The 15,441-nt window shown below is 72.5% G+C and carries 18 protein-coding genes and 1 tRNA gene; 9 read left to right on the top strand and 10 right to left on the bottom strand.

Annotation, left to right across the window (positions count from 1 at the left end; genetic code table 11):
• From C4T42_RS14755 to hrpB, 5 genes are all read right to left on the bottom strand, one after another.
• Nucleotides 1–672: a CoA pyrophosphatase gene (locus C4T42_RS14755; protein ID WP_056522483.1), complete on the bottom strand. Its 672-nt coding sequence runs from the start codon at nt 670–672 to the stop codon at nt 1–3.
• Complete coding sequence (locus C4T42_RS14750) at nt 669–1,253, bottom strand: DUF1285 domain-containing protein (RefSeq protein WP_103985304.1); 585 nt, start codon at nt 1,251–1,253, stop codon at nt 669–671. Before C4T42_RS14750 ends, C4T42_RS14755 begins: the two co-directional genes overlap by 4 nt.
• Before the next feature lie 90 nt (nt 1,254–1,343).
• Nucleotides 1,344–2,567, bottom strand: coding sequence for an SMP-30/gluconolactonase/LRE family protein (locus C4T42_RS14745; protein WP_103985303.1), 1,224 nt, complete (start codon nt 2,565–2,567; stop codon nt 1,344–1,346).
• Nucleotides 2,568–2,641: 74 nt separating this feature from the next.
• On the bottom strand, nt 2,642–3,079 hold the full coding sequence (locus tag C4T42_RS14740) for a PaaI family thioesterase (protein WP_103985371.1): 438 nt from the start codon (nt 3,077–3,079) through the stop codon (nt 2,642–2,644).
• A 41-nt stretch (nt 3,080–3,120) separates the two neighbouring features.
• A complete protein-coding gene (gene hrpB, locus C4T42_RS14735) occupies nt 3,121–5,586 on the bottom strand; it encodes an ATP-dependent helicase HrpB (RefSeq protein WP_103985302.1) in 2,466 nt (821 codons plus the stop codon).
• A gap of 185 nt (nt 5,587–5,771) precedes the next feature.
• Here hrpB and C4T42_RS14730 point away from each other — a divergent pair, with 185 nt between their 5' ends.
• The 4 genes from C4T42_RS14730 (at nt 5,772) to C4T42_RS14715 (ending at nt 8,093) form a co-directional block, all read left to right on the top strand.
• The gene (locus C4T42_RS14730) at nt 5,772–6,419 is read left to right on the top strand and encodes a 4-carboxy muconolactone decarboxylase (protein ID WP_103985301.1); all 648 of its coding nucleotides are present in this window, start codon (nt 5,772–5,774) and stop codon (nt 6,417–6,419) included.
• Nucleotides 6,420–6,569: 150 nt separating this feature from the next.
• The gene (locus tag C4T42_RS14725) at nt 6,570–6,803 is read left to right on the top strand and encodes a hypothetical protein (RefSeq protein WP_020093512.1); all 234 of its coding nucleotides are present in this window, start codon (nt 6,570–6,572) and stop codon (nt 6,801–6,803) included.
• A 107-nt stretch (nt 6,804–6,910) separates the two neighbouring features.
• Nucleotides 6,911–7,282 carry a hypothetical protein gene (locus C4T42_RS14720; RefSeq protein WP_020093513.1) on the top strand — a complete coding sequence of 124 codons (372 nt, stop codon included), beginning with the start codon at nt 6,911–6,913 and terminating at the stop codon, nt 7,280–7,282.
• A 112-nt stretch (nt 7,283–7,394) separates the two neighbouring features.
• Nucleotides 7,395–8,093 (top strand): YoaK family protein, encoded by a 699-nt coding sequence (locus C4T42_RS14715; protein ID WP_103985300.1) that lies wholly within the window; start codon nt 7,395–7,397, stop codon nt 8,091–8,093.
• Here the strand turns inward: C4T42_RS14715 and C4T42_RS14710 are convergent.
• From C4T42_RS14710 to C4T42_RS14690, 5 genes are all read right to left on the bottom strand, one after another.
• Entirely contained in the window at nt 8,083–8,331 is a 249-nt protein-coding gene (locus tag C4T42_RS14710; protein WP_103985299.1) for a flagellar protein, read from the bottom strand. The genes C4T42_RS14715 and C4T42_RS14710 overlap by 11 nt on opposite strands.
• Before the next feature lie 102 nt (nt 8,332–8,433).
• Nucleotides 8,434–8,616: a hypothetical protein gene (locus C4T42_RS14705; RefSeq protein ID WP_020093516.1), complete on the bottom strand. Its 183-nt coding sequence runs from the start codon at nt 8,614–8,616 to the stop codon at nt 8,434–8,436.
• Nucleotides 8,617–8,641: 25 nt separating this feature from the next.
• Nucleotides 8,642–8,728: transfer RNA gene (locus C4T42_RS14700), tRNA-Leu, on the bottom strand.
• Between the two features lie 33 nt (nt 8,729–8,761).
• Nucleotides 8,762–9,955, bottom strand: a complete 1,194-nt coding sequence (locus C4T42_RS14695; RefSeq protein ID WP_056522450.1) for an FAD-dependent monooxygenase — start codon at nt 9,953–9,955, stop codon at nt 8,762–8,764.
• Between the two features lie 12 nt (nt 9,956–9,967).
• Nucleotides 9,968–10,225 carry a zinc-finger domain-containing protein gene (locus C4T42_RS14690; RefSeq protein WP_020093518.1) on the bottom strand — a complete coding sequence of 86 codons (258 nt, stop codon included), beginning with the start codon at nt 10,223–10,225 and terminating at the stop codon, nt 9,968–9,970.
• Nucleotides 10,226–10,425: 200 nt separating this feature from the next.
• Between C4T42_RS14690 and map the strand changes: the two genes are divergently transcribed.
• From map to C4T42_RS14665, 5 genes are all read left to right on the top strand, one after another.
• Complete coding sequence (gene map, locus C4T42_RS14685) at nt 10,426–11,253, top strand: type I methionyl aminopeptidase (RefSeq protein WP_056522448.1); 828 nt, start codon at nt 10,426–10,428, stop codon at nt 11,251–11,253.
• Between the two features lie 6 nt (nt 11,254–11,259).
• Nucleotides 11,260–12,006 (top strand): DNA repair protein RadC, encoded by a 747-nt coding sequence (gene radC, locus C4T42_RS14680; RefSeq protein WP_020093519.1) that lies wholly within the window; start codon nt 11,260–11,262, stop codon nt 12,004–12,006.
• A gap of 96 nt (nt 12,007–12,102) precedes the next feature.
• Nucleotides 12,103–13,536: a circularly permuted type 2 ATP-grasp protein gene (locus tag C4T42_RS14675; protein WP_020093520.1), complete on the top strand. Its 1,434-nt coding sequence runs from the start codon at nt 12,103–12,105 to the stop codon at nt 13,534–13,536.
• A gap of 65 nt (nt 13,537–13,601) precedes the next feature.
• On the top strand, nt 13,602–14,549 hold the full coding sequence (locus C4T42_RS14670) for an alpha-E domain-containing protein (protein WP_056522445.1): 948 nt from the start codon (nt 13,602–13,604) through the stop codon (nt 14,547–14,549).
• A 21-nt stretch (nt 14,550–14,570) separates the two neighbouring features.
• On the top strand, nt 14,571–15,398 hold the full coding sequence (locus C4T42_RS14665; protein WP_020093522.1) for a transglutaminase family protein: 828 nt from the start codon (nt 14,571–14,573) through the stop codon (nt 15,396–15,398).
• Nucleotides 15,399–15,441: the final 43 nt, after the last annotated feature.

Here is a 15,441-nt window from a genome sequence, read left to right as displayed (position 1 = left end):
CTAACGCGCTGCGCGGTCGGCGTCGCCCGGCGCCGCCTCCGGGTAGAGCCGTTCCCGCAGATTGTTCAGGATCCCGGCGGTGACGCCCCAGATCAGCCGCTCGCCGAAGGTCAGGGCGTAGAACCAGCGCTCGCGGCCCTGCCACGCGCGGGAGCGCAGGCGGTAGCGCTCCGGATCCATGAGGAACGGGAGCGGCACCTCGAAGACGTCGGCCACCTCGTCCGGGTTCGGCGTCAGGACCGCGCCGGGATCGACCAGGCCGATGACCGGCGTCACGAGGAAGCCGGTGCCCGAGAGGTATGGGTCGAGATAGCCGAGGAACCGCACCGCCTCGGGCGGCAGCCCGATCTCCTCGTAGGCTTCCCGCAGGGCCGCGTCCGCAGGCCCGGGATCGGACGGATCGATCTTGCCCCCCGGCAGCGCCACCTGCCCGGAATGGTCGCGCAGGTTGGCGGCCCGCATCGTCAGGATCAGGGTCGGACCGTCCGCGCGCGGCACGACCGGCACGAGGACGGCGGCCCGGCGGTGCGGCGGCGGCGGGATCACGGCCGTCCCGTCCGGATCGAGGCTGTGGTCGCCCCGGGGATTGGAGGTCGGATCGTCCGGTCCGGGCGGGTCCGGCGACAGGCCGGCGGCGGCGCGGGCGAGGAAGTCGGCGAGCGGGTCGCTCACGCGGCGGCGACCGGCGCGATCGAGTGGAAGGCGCCGCCGGCCCACAGGCCGAGCCAGGGCTTCCCGTCGACCAGACGCTCCTCGGCGAGGTCCACGAGGTCGTAGGTGAGCGCCCGGGTCACGAGCGCCCACAGCCCGCGGCGGACATGGAGGTAGGGCTTCAGCGCCCCGTCCGGCGCCTCCTCGAAGCGGAGGGCGTGGTCGGCGTCGACGCTCACCAGGTCGTCGACGTTGGTCCGGAACGAGACCCGCCGGTCCGCCCCGCTCCCGTCCACCGCCATCTCGACGGCCACGAAGGCCGCGTCGTCCACGGTGATGCCCACGCTCTCCACCGGCGTGACCAGGACGGTCCGGCCGTCCGGCTCGCGCCGCAGGATGGTGGCGAAGAGCTTGACCAGCTTGTCCCGTCGGATCGGCGAGCCGTTGTGGAACCACGTCCCGTCCGCGGCGATGCGGATGTCGATGGCGCCGCAATAGGGTGGGTCCCACCGCTCCACCGGTGGCAGCCCGCGCTTCGGCAGATCCCCGAGGGCCGCGCTGAGGCGGCTCAAGGTCGGGTCGGGGGCGGGATCCTCGCTCATGCCCGTGACAGATAGCGTCGCGATGCCCGGTCAGCCATGGCCGAGAGGAGGATCGGCGCCGGTTCCGTCCCGGATCGCAGGTGCGCGATCCTAGGCCGGCCCGGCGCCCTGGGTATTCACCGTCAGGGCGTAGAGCGACTGGCTCGCCGCCATGAACAGGCGGTTGCGCTTGGGGCCGCCGAAGGTGAGATTCCCGCATACTTCCGGCAGGCGGATCCGACCGATGAGCTTGCCCTGGGGCGTCCAGACGGTGACGCCGTTGTAGCCCACGGCCCGGCCGGCATTGCTCGACACCCAGAGATTGCCGTCGACGTCGGTCCGCAGGCCGTCGGGCCCGCATTTCACCCCGTCCACGACGCAGTCCGAGAAGAGGCGCTTGTTCGAGAGCGCCGCCCCGGCCCCGACGTCGAAGGCGTAGATCTCGCCCTTGCCGCCGGGTCCGGTATCCCCGGGACCCTTGCCGGTGGAGCAGACGTAGAGCGTCCGGTGATCGGGCGAGAAGCACAGGCCGTTGGGGTCGGGCACCTGGTCGTCGGTGAGCACCCGGTCGACCCGGCCGGACGGGTCGATGCGGTAGACGGCGTTCGGGAGCACGCGTCGCCGCGGGACGGTCCCGGCGGGCTGGCCGAGCCGCGGATCGAGATGGCCCTGCCGGTTGCTCGGGCCACCGGCGACGTCGGGCAGGCCCTCGTAGAGCAGCGCGCCGTAGGGCGGATCGGAGAACCAGTAGGCGCCGTCCGGGTGCTGGACGACGTCGTTGGGCGAGTTGAGCGGCTTGCCTTCGAACGAATCGGCCAGGACCGTCGCCGAGCCGTCGAGCTCGTAGCGGACGACCCGCCCGGTGGCGTGCTCGCAGGTAAGCTGTCGCCCCTGGCGATCGAAGCTGTTGCCGTTGGAGTTGTTGCTCGGCATCCGGAAGGTGGAGACGTGCCCGTCCTCCTCCAGCCAGCGCATCTGCCGGTTGTTCGGGATGTCGCTCCAGACCAGGTAACGGCCGACCGAGTTCCAGGCCGGTCCCTCCGCCCAGAGGGCGCCGGTCCAGAGCCGGCGGATGGCACTGTTGGGCACGATGTAGGGCTCGAACGCCGGGTCGACCGTGACGATGTCCGGATCGGTGAAGTAGGTGGTCGGGGCGGCGCCAGGCCGGAAGTCGCGCGGCGGGCTCGTCACCGTGCTGGGCGGTTCCGGTCGGGCCGCCGCGTCGCCGGCAGTGACGGCCAGGGCCCCCAGGCCCGCGAGGATCGTGCGCCGGGATCGCGGGGCGGACCCGCGTTCAGCCGCGATCCCGGATGCGTCGGTCGGCGACGGTCGCATGCGATCCTCCCCCGCACATCGGGCCTCTGCGCCGCGATGCGCCCGGGCAGGTTAGGACCGTCGTCCTGCGCGGGTCAATCGGGACGGCGCCTAAGGATCTTCCAGACGCCGTCCGCCGAGGCGAGGAGACGTGTGCCGTCGCGGACGTCGCCGCGCATGAATACCAGGGAGCCCGTGCGCTTGACGACCTGCGGCCGGATCTCGATCCAGTCGCCGAGTCGGCCGACATCGATGAACTTCATCTCCAGCTGGATGGTCACGCAGTTGGCGCCCCCGGCGGCGCGCATCGCGGTCTCGCCGAGGGCGCGGTCGGCGAAGCTCATCAGCATGCCGCCGTGGACCACGCCGATCAGGTTGGCGTGCTTCTGATCGGCCCGGAAGGCATAGGCGCCGTCCGCGCCGCGGACGTGCAACGGCCCGACATGGGCGATGAAGCCCTTGTCCTCCACCGGCGTCCAGCCTTCGGCGGGGTCGTGGGCGGCGGGGTCGTGGGCATCCGTGTCGGTCGTCATCGCGTCGGGTCCGTTCATGTCGGGGTCTCGGAGGCCGGCTGTCAGGTTCCCCGGGGCTTGGCCCGGCGGGTCGGGGCCTCGCTGAGCGGGTCCTCCGGCCAGGGATGGCGCGGGTAGCGCCCGCGCATCTCGGACCGCACCGCCGCCCAGGAACCGCGCCAGAAGCCCGGCAGGTCCCGGGTGATCTGGATCGGCCGCTGGGCCGGCGACAGCAGGTGCAGGACCAGCGGCCGGCCGCCGGCCCTGGGATGCCGGTCGAGGCCGAACAGCTCCTGGACCCGGACCGCCAGCGCCGGTTCCTCGGCCGTGTAATCCACCGGGATGCGGGAGCCGGTCGGCACCTCGACATGGGTCGGTGCCTCCGCGTCGAGCCGCGCGCGCAGGTCCCAGGGCAGCAGGGCCTGGAGTGCGTCCGCGAGGTCGCTCGCCGTGACCGACGCCAGGGCGGCGCGCCCCACTACGGCGGGCGCCAGCCACGTCTCCGCGGTGCGGGCCAGGGCGTCGTCCGACAGGTCGGGCCAGGCCGCGCCGTCGGCGGCGTGCAAGAAGGTCACCCGGGCCCGCCACTGCGCCAGGGCCGGCGTCCACGGCAGGCGGTCGATCCCGAGATCGGCGATGCCGCGCGCCAGGATCGCGGCGCTGTCCGTATCGGGCGGCACCGGCAGCGGCCGTGACCCGAGACTGACCGCGCCGAGCCGCCGGACCGCACGCGCCCGCAGGGCGGCCGCCTGCGGATCGAAGGCGATCTCGGTGCGCGACTCGATCCGATCGGCGAAGAGGCGCTCGATCGCCTCGGTGCCGATCGCCGCCGCGGCCAGGATCCGGGCGTTCCCGGCCGATCCGGAGAGGTCGGCGACCACCAGATGGGTCTCGCGGGCGAGCGGGCTCGCCGGGTCGAGGCGCCCGGCCCGACCGCTCGCCATCACGAACTCGCCCTCGCGGCCGCGCGCCCGGGCGACCCGGTCGGGGTAGGCGAGCGCCAGGAGCGGCCCGGCGGCGGCCGGGCCGGCATCCGGACTCGCCGACCCGCCGGCTCCGGCGATCCGGGCCCAGCCCTCGGCGAGCCGGCGCATGTCGGCGGCGCGCCCGCCCCGGTCGCGGCGGAAGCGCTCGACCCGGTCGTCGAGGTCGGCCCCGTCGCCGCCGAGGCCGCGCTCGACCAGCACGGCGGCGAGGTCGGCGGCGGCTCGCGCCTGGCCGGTACCGGCCGCAACCGTCACCATCCGGGCGAGCCGCGGCGGCAGCGGCAGCGCCCGCAGGCGCGCGCCGACCGGCGTCAGGCGGCCGTCGGCGTCGAGGGCGCCCAGCTCACTCAGCAGGGCGCGGGCCTCCGCCAGGGCCGGCGCCGGCGGCGGGTCGAGGAAGGCGAGCGCGCCCGGGTCGGTCACGCCCCAGGCGGCGCAGTCGAGGAGCAGCCCGGCGAGGTCGGCCGACAGGATCTCGGGCCGCGTGAACGGCTCCAGGGCGTTGGTGCCGGCCTCGGACCAGAGCCGCCAGCACAGGCCGGGCTCGGTGCGGCCGGCGCGGCCCCGGCGCTGGTCCACCGAGGCGCGGGAGGCGCGGGCCGTGACCAAGCGGGTCAGACCGAGGCCCGGCTCGTAGACCGGGACCCGCGCCAGCCCCGAATCGACCACGATCCGGACGCCCTCGATGGTGAGGGAGGTCTCGGCGATGCTGGTCGCGAGGACGACCTTCCGCGTTCCGGCGGAGGCCGGCGCGACGGCGCGGTCCTGCTCGGCGGGCGTCAGCGCGCCGTAGAGGGGCGCGACCTGCACGTCGGGGCCGACCTTCTCGGCCAGGAGATCCGCGGTCCTGCGGATCTCCGCCTGCCCCGGCAGGAACACCAGGATCGAGCCCGGATCGGCCCGCAGGGCCCGCAGCGTGACCTCGGCGACCGAGTCCTCGATCCGCCGGTTCGGATCGCGCTCCGCGTAGCGGGTCTCCACCGGGAAGGCGCGCCCCTCGGAGGCCACGACCGGGGCGTCGCCCATCAGCCGCGCGACCCGGGCGCCGTCGAGGGTCGCCGACATGACGAGGATCCGCAGGTCTTCCCGCAGGCCGCCCTGCGCGTCGAGCGCCAGCGCGAGGCCGAGATCGGCATCGAGGGAGCGCTCGTGGAACTCGTCGAACAGGACGGCGCCGATCCCGGAGAGTTCCGGATCGTCCAGGATCATCCGGGTGAACACGCCCTCGGTGACCACCTCGATCCGCGTCCGCGCGGTGATCTTCGAGCCGAGGCGGACCCGCAGGCCGACCGTGCCGCCGACCGACTCACCGAGCGTCTGCGCCATCCGGGCGGCGGCGGCCCGCGCGGCGAGGCGGCGCGGCTCCAGCAGGACGATCTTGCGCCCGTCGAGCCAGGGCGCCGCGAGCAGGTCGAGGGGCACGCGCGTCGTCTTGCCGGCGCCGGGGGCCGCCACCAGGACGGCGGCGTTCCGCGCGGCGAGCGCGCGGCGCAGATCGGGGAGCGCCGCCTCGATCGGCAGCACGGGTGCGGGACCGGCCATCGCGGCCGCTGATGGCGCGGTGCGGCGCCGAGCGCAACCGGGCCGGGCCCGGGACCGCGACGCGTCCGGCATTCCCGTGACGCCGCGCGCGATTCGACACGGGCTTGCCGCCCCGGGCCCTGGTGGCCGCGCGGCGCCGCCGCGATCGTGCGGCGCGACTGCACAGATCCAACGGGAGCGAAACGATGACCCTCCGCCGCCGCGCGCTGACTCTAGCCGCCCTCGCCCTGGCCCTGCCGCTGGCGACCCCGCTGGCGACCGTGGCGGCGCGGGCGCAGGACCGGCTGCCGACCATCCCGCTCCAGGACTACACGCCCGAGCAGAAGCAGGCGGCCGAGGCCTTCGCGCAGGCGCGCGGCAAGCCGCCCTTCGGGCCGTTCGAGCCGCTCATGTACTCGCCGGAGGTGATGTCGCTCGCCCGGTCGATGGGCGACTACCTCCGCTTCAAGCCGAAGATCGGCACCACGCTCTCGGAGCTGGTGATCCTGATGACCGCCCGCCGCTGGACGCAGGACTACGAGTGGTACGTCCACGCGCCGATCGCCGAGAAGGCCGGCATCTCCGCTGACATCATCGCGGCGATCCGCGACGGCCGCCGGCCGGCGAAGATGAGCGACGACGAGACCCTCGTGTACGAGTTCACCGCCGAGCTCCAGGACACGAAGCGCGTCTCCGACGCGACCTTCGCCCGCGCCGAGGCCCGGTTCGGCAAGCCCGGCGTCGTCGATCTGGCGGCGATCTCCGGCTACTACACGTTCCTGGCGATGGAGCTGAACGCGGCCCGCTACCCGATTCCCGCCGACGGCAAGCCGCTGCCGCGCATGCCCGAGTGAGCCGGCTTATCCACAGTCGTCCGGCAGCGGAAACAGCGTTGTCCACAGGGTTTGGCCGGTCACGCGCGGCCGGCCCGGCCGCCGTTGACGGAACGTTAACCCTTATGGCTTGTTCTCTTTTCGTTCCCGGACGCGACGAAGGAGAACCCGATGCTGACCCAGGTCCTGGCCCAGCGCGACGATCACGTATGCCCCGTCGAGGCGATCAGCACCGCGTATCTCGGCTTCGCGGGCGGCGATGCCGGGATCGCCCTGCGCTGCGCGATCGCCGACGCCCTGTCCGACCTGATGGAGGCCGAGCGGCGCACGCGCGAGCGCAGTCGCCTGATCTCCCGAGGCTACATCCGCACCGCCCCCGACACGGAGGCCGGACCGGCAAGCTGAACCGTGGCTGCAGGCCGGCTTCAGCATCGGTGCAGCGCGGGCGCGGCATTGTCCCTCGTGTGATCCGGGGCGCCGCAGGCGCTCCCCGCACCCACCGGAGACAGGTCATGACACGCATCGCTCTGCTCTCGGCCGCCGCGCTGATCGGCGCGGGCACCCTGGCCTCCACCGCCGCCGAGGCCCGCGGCGGCGGCGCCATCGCGGCCGGCATCATCGGCGGCCTCGCGGCCGGCGCCCTGATCGGCGCCGCGACCCAGGCCCACGCGGCGCCCGGCTACGGCTACGGATACGCGGATTACGGCTACGCCCCGGCTCCCGTGGTCGTGCGGCGGCCCCCGGTCTACCGCGTCTACGAGGAGGACGCGCCGGTCTACGCCACCCGCCGGACCGTGACTTACGAGCGGGTCCCGGTCGGCTACGGCCCCGCCCGCCACTGGGGCGGGGATTACGAGGGCGGCTACGGCTATCGCGGCTGGTGAGCCGGGGGTTGCGTCCGGCGCCGTGACGGCGCCCGGGCGCGTGGCTTAAGACGGTGGCGGCGCCGACCGAATCCGGTTTCCGGCACCCCACCGACGGGTCATCGACGGGTCCATGCTGGTCCACGAAGGCGTGACGCGCACCCCCGAGGCCGACAGGGCGCTCGCCCTCTCCCTCGCCGGGGTGGCCGGCGCGCTGAACACCGCCGGCTTCTACGCGGTGGGCCTCTACGCCTCGAACATGACCGGGAACGTCTCGGCCATCTCGGACAGGACCGGCACGGGCGACCTGCTCCTCGCCGCGCAGGCCGGTCTGCTCGTCGTCCTGTTCGTGCTCGGCGCCGCCACCGCGACGCTGCTGATCCGCCGCCGCCGCCGCGGGCACCGACCGGGCGCCTACGCCTACGGGGTCTGCGCGGAGGCGATCCTCCTCGTCGCCGTCGGCTTGGTCGTGCTGCCGCTCGAGGAGCCTGCGCGGAGCCACGCCCTGGTGCTCGGCTTGAGCTTCGTCCTGGGCCTTCAGAACGCGGCCGTGACGAAGATCTCCGAATCGCGGGTGCGGACCACGCACGTGACCGGCATGATCACAGACATCGGCATCGAACTCGCGCGCTGGCTGGACCGCGGCCCATCCGGCGCGGATCCACTCAAGCCCCACGATCCGGAGCGGCTGCGGCTGTACCTGCTGACCGTCGGCGCCTTCCTGGTGGGCGGTGTGGTGGGGGTCGTGGCCTACCGCCTCGTCGGCGTGGCCCTGCTCTTCGCGGCGGCCGCGATCCTGGCTGGCATCGCCCTCCCGGCGCTCAGGCGGTGACGTCGAGGAGCTGGCCCATCATGCGGTCGGCGGAGCGCGCCACCGCGGCGTTCAGCGCGAAGGCCGACCGCGACCCGATCAGGTCCAGCGCGGCGCCCGACAGGTCCACCTGCGCGGCCGGCGGCAGGGCCGTGTCGCCGGTGGGCGCGCCGCTCGCCGCGATGGTCTCGGCGGCTTTCCCGAGCCGGTCGGTGGCCCGGGTCATGCCGGTCGCGGCGGTCTGAAGGGCGTCGATCATACCGGAATCTCCCCGCCGCCACTCTGGCAGGGACACGACAAGGGCCGGTTTCGGCGATCGCTCAAATGCAATCCATCCGGCGCGACGGCCGCCGCGTCCGCCTCACCCCTTCGGCGCGCACACGGTCACCGGAGAGGCGCCGCCGTAGGGCCGCTCCGCCTCGGCGATCTGCTTCGCGGCGGCCTCGCAGGCCTGCTTCGTGTTGAACTCGACGGATCCGATCGCGGAGCCCGAGCCGGCGAGCATGATGATGAGCACGTAGACCACGCCATTCCCCTCCGGCATCCCGGTCCGGCGTCGCGCTGCGTGCTGGTGCGGACGGCGGGACTCGAACCCGCACGGCCTCGCGGCCGCAAGATTTTAAGTCTCGTGCGTCTACCGGTTCCGCCACGTCCGCATGCACCCTCGGTAGCGGGGGCGGCGGGTCCGATCAAGCGGGGGGCGTCCAGCCATACAGCCAGGCGTAGCGGTCGCGCATGCCGTCTGGGCCGAGACGGGCCATCACGGCGTTGCGCAGGAACGCCACCACGCCGCCGGCGTGGTAGGTTCGGCCGTTGCTCCGCGCCGCTTTCTGAACCCGTCGCACCCGTGCGGTCCGCGCGCCCGAATACGCCGCGAGCGCGGCCGGAACGTCGGCGTTGTCCGCGAGGGCGCGCGTGAGGACTGCGGCGTCCTCGATCGCCAGGGCGGCCCCCTGCGCGAGATAGGGCAGCACCGGGTGGCCGGCATCGCCGATCAGCGCGAGCCGGTCGCGGGCGAGCGGGCGCGCCACGGCCCGGTCGGCGAGCGACCAGACCAGCCAGGAATCCGGCAGGCTCAGGAGGTCGCGCAGCGGCGCGGCGCTGCCGCGCAGATGCCCGCGCAGCACGGCCGGCTCCCCGAGCCGGCCCCAGCCCTCGTCGCCCACCGCCTCGGGCACCACCGCCACCACGTTCAGGAACTGGCCGTCCCGCACCGGGTAATGCACCACGTGCCGGCCGCGGCCGAGCCACAGGCCGGTGGCGCCGCCGCGCAGGTCCTGCGGGACCGCCTCCATCGGGATGAGCGCGCGCCACGCCGCGGCCTGACCCGGGCGGAGCGGCGCCGAATCGAGATGCGCGCGCAGCCGGGACCTCAGCCCGTCCGCGCCGATCGCGAGGTCGAAGGCGACCGGCTGGGCCCCGCTCGCGCCCTCGACGGTGAGGACGGCCTCGGACGCGGTCTGGGACACGGCGGTGACGGTGCGCCCCATCAGCAGGCGGATCGTCGAGCGGCTCCGGAGCGCGTCGAGCAGCAGCGTCTGCAGGTCGGCGCGGTGGATCACGTAGTAGGGCGCGCCGAAGCGGCTCTGCGCCTGCGCGCCGAGCGCCACGCCGCCGATGCGGCGGCCGCTGTCCAGGGCCCGCACCTCGACGGCGGGCGGCTCGCTCGCCGCCCGGCGCAGCGCCGCGGAGAGCCCGAGGCCCGCCAGAGCCCGGCTCGCGTTGGGTGAGATCTGGATCCCGGCCCCGACCTCGCTGAAGCCGGTCCGGCGCTCGATCACCGTGACGGCGTGGCCGGCATCCGACAGCGCCAGCGCCGCCGTCAGGCCGCCGATCCCGGCCCCGACGATCCCGATCCGCAGTGATGGACTGCCAGAAGGCACGGTGGGCGGCGCCTACTCCGCCGCGACCTTGGCGTCGTCCCGCCACACGCAGGCCTGCGGCTCCGCCTCGTCGGCCTTCAGGCCGGCCCGGTAGCGGTAGAGCGTCGAGCAGTACTGGCAGATGATCTCGCTGTCGGCGCCCATGTCGAGGAACACGTGCGGGTGGTCGAACGGCGGCAGCGCGCCGATGCACATGAACTCCTTCACGCCCACGGTGATAACCGGCACGCCCGGCTCGTTGTGGAAGTGCGGTACCGCCTTGCCTGCCATCCGGCCCTCGCCTGCCCCGCGACTGACCGCGCGGCGAATCTGCCAGCGCGCTCCCGGGCGTCTCGCGGCCGCTTATGCCGCCAGCCCCGCGACCGGCGCAAGCCTCGCCCGACCTACGACCGATGCGGCTTGGACTCGCGGGCCCCGCGCCGTACATAGGGCAAAGCCCGATTGACGCCGCCGCGAAAAAAGTCCCGACCATGCAGCAGGAACAGGCCAGTGCGCAGGGTGCGCGCCGCGCCCCGGAACCGCCGATCCACGGTCCCGAGGGCTTCGAGGGCATGCGCCGGGCGGGGCGGCTCACCGCCGAGGCCCTCGACCTGCTGATGGAGGCGACGCAGCCCGGTGTCACCACCGAGGAGCTCGACAGGCTCGCCTACACCTTCGCCATGGACCACGGCGCCTATCCGGCGTCGCTGCTCTATCGCGGCTACCCGAAGTCGATCTGCACCTCGATCAACCACGTGGTCTGCCACGGCATCCCCAACGACAAGCCGCTGCGCGAGGGCGACATCGTCAACCTCGACATCTGCCTGATCCTCGACGGCTGGCACGGTGATTCGAGCCGGATGGCCTATGTCGGCGAGGTGCCGCGCAAGGCCCAGCGCCTGTGCGAGATCACCTACGAGGCGCTGATGCGGGGCGTCGCCGCTGTGAAGCCCGGCGGATCGACCAACGACATCGGCCGGGCGATCCAGTCCTACGCCGAGGGCGAGCGTTGCTCGGTGGTGCGCGATTTCTGCGGCCACGGCCTCGGGCGCACCTACCACGACGCGCCCACGATCCTGCACTACGTCGAGGCCAGCTACGACGTGCCGTTCAAACCCGGCCAGTTCTTCACGATCGAGCCGATGATCAATCTGGGCCGGCCCGCCGTGAAGGTCCTGGGCGACGGCTGGACCGCCGTGACCCGCGACCGCTCGCTCTCCGCCCAGTTCGAGCACACGGTCGGTGTCACCGAGACCGGCGTCGAGATCTTCACGATCTCGCCGAAGGGGCTGCACCAGCCCGTCAACCCGGCCGCCTGACCGACCGTGCCCGAGCGGCAGGACGACGGTGAGGCGGGGCTGTTCGCCGACAGCGCCGCCCCGTCGCCGGTCGAGAAGGAGACGCCGCACTACCACGGCCATCGCGACCGCCTGCGGGAGAAGTTCTCCGCCGCGGGGCCCGACGCGCTGCCCGATTACGAGCTGCTGGAGCTCGTCCTGTTCCGGGCGATTCCCCGGCGCGACGTGAAGCCCCTCGCCAAGGCGCTGGTCGCCCGGTTCGGCAGCTTCGCCGAGGTGGTCAGCGCCGAGCCGGCGCGGCTCATGGAAGTGGAGGGCGTGAGCGCCGGGGTTGCGTCCGACCTCAAGGTGATCGAGGCCGCGGCGCGGCGGCTCGCCCGGGGCGCGATCCGCGAGCGCGCGCTCCTGGGCTCGTGGAGCGCGCTGCATGAGTATCTGCGCGCCACCATGGCGTTCGCCCCGCGCGAGGAGTTCCGCGTCCTGTTCCTCGACAAGCGCAACCACCTCATCGCCGACGAGGTGCAGGGACGCGGCACCGTCGACCACACGCCGGTCTACCCGCGCGAGGTCGCCCGCCGGGCGCTCGAACTGTCGGCGACGGCCATCATCCTGGCCCACAACCACCCGTCCGGCGACCCGGCCCCGTCGGCGGCCGACGTGGCGATGACCCGCGAGATCGTGGCCGTCCTGGCGCCGCTCAAGATCGTGGTCCACGACCACGTGATCCTCGGCCGAAACGGTCACGCCAGCCTGAAAGGCCTGAAGTTGATCTGATCCTCCGGCCGCCTTGAGCGTTATCGCCCGCGGATATAGCCATGATCGGGTGGCGCGCCTCTTGCCTCAAGAGCGGGAGCGTACGGGAGGAGCGAGATGGCGGTGACGGCCTTCGACGAGATGAACGGGATCGGCGCGGCCGATCCGGCGGCCGTCCGCGACGCCTACGGCCAGCTCAAGGCCTGGCTCGACTCCACGCCGCCCGAGCATTTCAACACCCGCCGCAGCCAGGCCGAGCTGCTGTTCCGCCGGATCGGCATCACCTTCGCGGTCTACGGCGACAACGAGTCGACCGAGCGGCTGATCCCGTTCGACATCATCCCCCGGGTGATCACCAAGCCGGAATGGGCCTTCCTGGAGCGCGGGCTGACGCAGCGGGTCACCGCCATCAACCTGTTCCTGAAGGACATCTACGGCGCCCAGGAATGCATCAAGGCCGGCATCATCCCGGCCGACCTCGTCTACCGCAACGCCCATTACCGCATGGAGATGCGGTCCTTCCGCGTGCCGCACGACCTCTACGTGCACATCGCCGGCATCGACATCGTCCGGACCGGCGAGAACGATTTCTTCGTCCTGGAGGACAACGCCCGCATCCCGTCGGGCGTCTCCTACATGCTGGAGAACCGGGAGGTGATGCTGCGCCTGTTCCCGGACCTGTTCTCGAAGCACCGGGTCGCGCCGGTGGAGAACTACCCGGACGCCCTGCTCGCCACCCTGCGCAGCCTCGCGCCGGGCTCGGCGACCCGGGACCCGACCGTCGTACTGCTGACCCCCGGACGCTACAATTCCGCGTTCTACGAGCACTCGTTCCTGGCCGACAAGCTCGGCGTCGAGCTGGTGGAGGCGTCCGACCTCTTCACCAAGGACGACGTCGTCTACATGCGCACCACCGAGGGGCCGCGGAAGGTCGACGTCATCTACCGCCGCCTCGACGACGACTTCCTCGACCCGCTGGTCTTCCGCCCGGACTCGGTGCTCGGCGTGCCCGGCCTGATGAACGCCTACGAGCGCGGTTCGGTCACCCTCGCCAACGCGGTCGGGACCGGCATCTCGGACGACAAGGCGGTTTACAGCTACATGCCGGAGATCGTGAAGTTCTTCACCGGCGAGGAGCCGATCCTGCACAACGTGCCGACCTATCGGTGCCGCGAGAAGGACGCGTTCGCGTACGTGATGGACAACCTGTCCGACCTGGTGGTGAAGGAGGTCAACGGCTCGGGCGGCTACGGGATGCTGGTCGGGCCGCATGCCAGCAAGCGCGAGCTCGACGACTTCGCCAAGAAGCTCAAGCACGCCCCGGACGGGTTCATCGCCCAGCCGACCCTGTCGCTCTCCACCTGCCCGACCTTCGTGGCCTCGGGCGTCGCGCCCCGCCACGTCGACCTGCGGCCCTTCGTGCTGTGCGGGGCCGACAAGATCCGCATCGTTCCGGGCGGCCTGACCCGGGTGGCGCTGAAGGAAGGCTCCCTGGTGGTCAATTCCAGCCAGGGCGGTGGCACCAAGGATACCTGGGTGCTCGACGCCTGAGCTCCGCGATATCCGGACGTTCCGAGGCGCGGACACCGTGGTCCGCACGACTTGGCTGAAGACCGATGCTCTCCAGGACTGCCGACAACCTCTTCTGGCTCTCCCGCTACGTCGAGCGCGCCGACTTCGTCGCCCGCATCCTCGACGCGGCGCACCGATTCGCGTCTCTGCCGACGAGCTACGGCGGCGGCGGGAGCAACGAGTGGGAATCGGCCCTCGCCTCGGCCGGTGACCCCGACGCGTTCAAGACCCATTACAGCGCCGTCAACGCCGACACGGTCTGCGACTTCCTGGCCTTCAGCCCGCACAACCCGTCCTCGATCCGCTCCTGCATCGAGGCGGCCCGCGAGAATGCCCGCTCGGTCCGCACGGCGCTCACCACCGAGATGTGGGACGCGATCAACGGCGCGTGGCTGGAACTGCGCAACTACGCCGGCAAGGACCTCAACCGCGACGAGTTCGGCCGCTTCCTCGACTGGGTGAAGACCGTCTCGCTGACCTTCGACGGCTCGGCGTTCCGGACGATGCTGCGCAACGACGCCTTCTGGTTCACCCGGCTCGGCACGGCGATCGAGCGGGCGGACAACACCGCCCGCATCCTCGACGTGAAGTACCAGATCCTGCTGCCGCACGACGAGACGGTGGGCGGCAGCCTCGACTACTTCCAGTGGACCACGATCCTGCGCGAAGTGTCGGCGTTCAACGCCTACCACTGGGTCTACCGGGAGAGCATCAAGCCGCTGCTGGTGGCCGACCTCCTGATGCTCAACAAGCAGATGCCGCGCTCCTTCGCGAACTGCTACGGCGTGATCGTCGAGTATCTCGACCTGATCGCCGACGCCTACGGCCGCCGGGGCCCGAGCCAGCGCCTCGCCGGAAACATGTTGGCGAAGCTGGAGGGCGAGGATATCGACCGGGTCTTCGCCACCGGGCTGCACGAGTTCGTCGAGGCGTTCATCGCCGAGAACAACAAGGTGGGCGAGGCGATCGCGAAGCAGTATCTGGTCGGCTGAACAGGACGGACAGGACGGCGCATGCGCATCCGCGTGGTTCACGAGACCATCTACACGTACGAGCAGCCCGCCCGCGGGCTCGTGCAGGTCCTGCGGCTGACGCCGCGCGACCATGATGGGCAGTACGTCCGCGGGTGGCGGATCGACACCACCGTCGACGGGCGGCTGACCGCCCGCGAGGACGGGTTCGGCAACGTCGTCCACTGGTTCACCCCGGACGAGCCGGCCGACGCCCTGACCATCCGGGTCACCGGCGAGGTCGACACCGACGACACGCACGGCGTCGTGCGCGGCACGGTGGAGCGCCTGCCGGACGAGTTCTACCTGCGCGACACGGACCTGTGCGCCGCGAGCCCGGAGTTGCACGCCTTCGCGGAGCGCGTCGCCGCCGAGGACGACGGTGCGACCTTGGCCCGACTCCACCGGCTGATGGGGGCTGTCCACGGTGCTGTGGCCCACGAGCCCGGTCCCGCGAGCGGCGCGGTGCCGGCCGGCAAGGCGTTCGCGGCGGGCCGCGGGATCTGCCAGGATCTCGCCCACGTGCTCATCGCCGCCGCCCGCCACATCGGCATCCCGGCGCGCTACGTCGCCGGCTACCGGGCCCGGGAGGACGGGCAGGCGGATGTCGAGGCGCCCCACGGCTGGGTCGAGGCCCTGGTGCCGGATCTCGGCTGGGTGGCGTTCGACCCGTGCTACGATGTCAGCCCAACGGACAACTACATCCGCGTCGCCACCGGCCTGGACTATCTCGGGGCGGCGCCGATCCGCGGCAGCCGGACCGGCGGTGGCACCGAGACACTGGACGTGAAGCTCCGGGTCGAGCAAGGCAGGGCCGCCGCTCAATCCTGACCGTCCCGACCCCGGTCCGCCGACCGCACGAGAGCCCGAAAAC

Source organism: Methylobacterium sp. 190mf, from assembly GCF_900107945.1.
Lineage (GTDB): Bacteria > Pseudomonadota > Alphaproteobacteria > Rhizobiales > Beijerinckiaceae > Methylobacterium.
This window is presented reverse-complemented; position numbering and strand designations above follow the sequence as displayed.